Below are 2,818 nucleotides of genomic sequence, written 5' to 3' on the forward strand. Positions count from 1 at the left end.
GGTAGAGGCTGGCCTCGCTGTGCTCGATGCGGAAGCCGTGGGTGACCAGGGCCTCGCGCAGGAGCTCACGGCGGGAGGCGTAGCGCTCGCGCTGGACGCGCACGTGGTCGTCGTCGCCGAGGGCCGCGATCACCGCCGCCTGTGTGGGAGCCGAGGTCATCATGCCGCCGTGCTTGCGGATCTCCAGGAGCGGGCCGAGGACCGCCGGGTCACCGGCCAGGAAGGCCGCGCGGTAACCGGCGAGGTTCGAGCGCTTGGAGAGGGACTGGACGGCGACGATGCCGTCGTACGAACCGCCGTTGACGTCCGGGTGCAGCACCGAGACCGGGTCGGCCTCCCAGCCCAGCTCCAGGTAGCACTCGTCGGAGAAGAGCAGGATGCCGTGCGAGCGGGCCCAGGCGACGATCCGGGTCAGCTCCTCCTTGGAGAGGACCTTGCCCGTGGGGTTCGACGGGGAGTTCAGCCAGAGGAGCTTCAGGCCCTCGGGGTCCAGCTCCGTCGGGTCGTCGTAGGCCTCGTGTTCGGCGCGTGCCAGGCGGGCGCCGACCTCGTACGTCGGGTAGGCCAGGCGAGGGTAGGCCACCCGGTCGCCGGGGCCGAGGCCCAGCTGGGTGGGGAGCCAGGCGACGAGTTCCTTGGAACCGACGATCGGCAGTACGTGGCGGTGTGTGACCTCCCGGGCGCCGAGGCGACGCTCGACCCAGCCGGTGATCGCGTCGCGCAGCTCGGGTGTGCCCCAGACGGTCGGATAGCCCGGCGAGTCGGCCGCTGCCACCAGCGCTTTCTGGATCAGCTCGGGCACCGGGTCGACCGGGGTGCCGACGGACAGGTCGACGATGCCGTCCGGGTGGGCGGCGGCCGTGGCCTTGTACGGGGTCAGCTTGTCCCAGGGGAAGGCGGGGAGGCGGTCGGAGACTGCGGACACGGTTTCGGGCTCACTTTCTGGCACGTACGAGCCGGTCACGGCAAACGCCTCGGCCCCGTACGGCGATCAGTGGGCTGATCGGGCCGTACGGGACCGAGGCGGCACGGAGTGCGGGCCGCTCTTACTGGTTCTGCGGCGGCAGCGCGGCGACGAAGGGGTGGTCGCGCTCGATCAGCCCCAGCTTGCTGGCTCCGCCGGGCGAACCGAGCTCGTCGAAGAACTCGACGTTCGCCTTGTAGTAGTCCTTCCACTCCTCGGGAGTGTCGTCTTCGTAGAAGATCGCCTCGACCGGGCAGACCGGCTCACAGGCACCACAGTCGACGCATTCGTCCGGGTGGATGTACAAGGACCGCTGGCCCTCGTAGATGCAGTCGACCGGGCACTCCTCGATGCACGCCTTGTCCTTGACGTCGACACAAGGCTGCGCGATGACGTAGGTCACGCTGTCGTTCCTCCTCGATAGGGCGCTGGCGGGCCTCTTCAGGCTCCGCCGCCTGGCGCGCGGGAGCGCGGCGTCGTCGATGCCCGCCCCTAGTATCTCCGTTCCTGGGCATGATCCGAACAGGAGGGGTGAACTGACCTGTGGAAATCTCTGCCGCCGGGCGACTCGAGGTCCGTATCACCGCTGCTGACGTGGGCAAACGCATCTCCGTGCGGAGCTTGATCGAGCATGAGGCTCCGGGTGAGAAGTTCACCGACACGGTCGGTGTTCTCACATCATGGAACAACGGTGTGCTGCTGATCACACGCAAGAGTGACGAGAACGTCCGTATCGCGGAATCGGCGCTGGTCGCGGGCAAGACCGTGCCCGCCGCACCGGCGCGTCGCCGCGGTCCCGCCGCCTCCTACGAGGAGCTGGCCCGGGTCGCCGCGCGGGCCTGGCGGCCCGTGGAGAGCGAGCGTCTCGGCGCGTGGGAGCTGCGGGCCGCGTCCGGGTTCACGCGGCGGGCCAATTCGGTGCTGCCGCTGGGCGGGCCGGACACGTCGCTCGACGAGGCCCTGGACGCCGTGCGGCGGTGGTACGGCGACCGTGGACTGCCCGCCTACGTCCAGACCGCGACGGGTGCCGAGGGCACGCAGGAACTGCTCTGCGCCGAGCTGGAGCGGCGGGGCTGGGTGCGGGAGGTGACCGCCGAGCTGTGGATCGGGCCGCTGGCGTCGATCGCAGACCGGGGCGATCCGGCGGGGGTGGTGCTGTCCCGGGAGGCCGACGAGGGGTGGCTGGCCCGGTATCAGCGCAAGGGCGTGAGCGAGGTGGCGCTTCGCGTTCTGGAGAGCGGGCCCTCCGTGTGGTTCGCGACCGTGCCCGGGGAGACCGCGGATGCGCCTCCCGCCGCCATCGGGCGGTGTGTCGTCGACGGGCGGTGGGCCGGGTTCGCCGCCGTCGAGGTCGACCCGGCGCTGCGGCGGCGGGGTCTTGCCACGGCTGTGATGGCCGCGCTGGCCCGTCAGGCGCTCGACGAGGGCGCGTCGGCGGCATGGCTCCAGGTCGAGGCCGAGAACGCGGCAGCACGGTCGCTGTACGCCGGGATGGGCTTCACGGCGCACCACGCCTACCACCACTACCGGGCGCCGGACGGCACCGCAGCGGCCGGTAACCGATCGTCGTGAGAGGGCACGAGCCAGTCATGCGTCCCCCGTTTCCCCCGTCCCCCGAGCGCTCCGCCGAGCTGCGGCGGCGGTTCGCCGAAGAGGCCCGGTCCGAGCGGCCCGATCTGTCGACGCTGTGCCTGCTGGTGGGCGCGGAGGCGGACGGGGAGCTGGACGAGGCCGGCCTGGACGCCGCGCAGGTCGAGCTGGACCGGCTGGCCGGGCTGCTGCCGTACCGGCCCGGCGGGCCGCAGGCCTGGGCGGTCGCCCTGCGGGAGCTGCTCGGTGAGCGGATGGGGTTCC

General features: G+C 71.6%; 3 protein-coding genes and 1 pseudogene. 2 read left to right on the forward strand and 2 right to left on the reverse strand.

From position 1 onward, the window contains the following. Together ABZ281_RS44870 and fdxA are read right to left on the reverse strand one after the other, a co-directional pair. A partial coding sequence (locus ABZ281_RS44870; RefSeq protein WP_356664095.1) for a bifunctional succinyldiaminopimelate transaminase/glutamate-prephenate aminotransferase occupies positions 1–925 on the reverse strand: 925 nt, incomplete at its 3' end. Positions 926–1,046: 121 nt separating this feature from the next. Beyond that, positions 1,047–1,367, reverse strand: coding sequence for a ferredoxin (gene fdxA / locus ABZ281_RS44875; RefSeq protein ID WP_003973842.1), 321 nt, complete (start codon positions 1,365–1,367; stop codon positions 1,047–1,049). Positions 1,368–1,507: 140 nt separating this feature from the next. On the opposite strand from fdxA, the gene ABZ281_RS44880 reads away from it, so the two are divergent. Together ABZ281_RS44880 and ABZ281_RS44885 are read left to right on the forward strand one after the other, a co-directional pair. Beyond that, complete coding sequence (locus tag ABZ281_RS44880; protein ID WP_356664097.1) at positions 1,508–2,536, forward strand: GNAT family N-acetyltransferase; 1,029 nt, start codon at positions 1,508–1,510, stop codon at positions 2,534–2,536. A gap of 17 nt (positions 2,537–2,553) precedes the next feature. Continuing rightward, positions 2,554–2,818: pseudogene (locus ABZ281_RS44885) on the forward strand (hypothetical protein); the annotation flags it as partial.

This window comes from Streptomyces sp. NPDC006265, from assembly GCF_040613555.1.
In the GTDB taxonomy this organism is placed as follows: Bacteria; Actinomycetota; Actinomycetes; order Streptomycetales; family Streptomycetaceae; genus Streptomyces.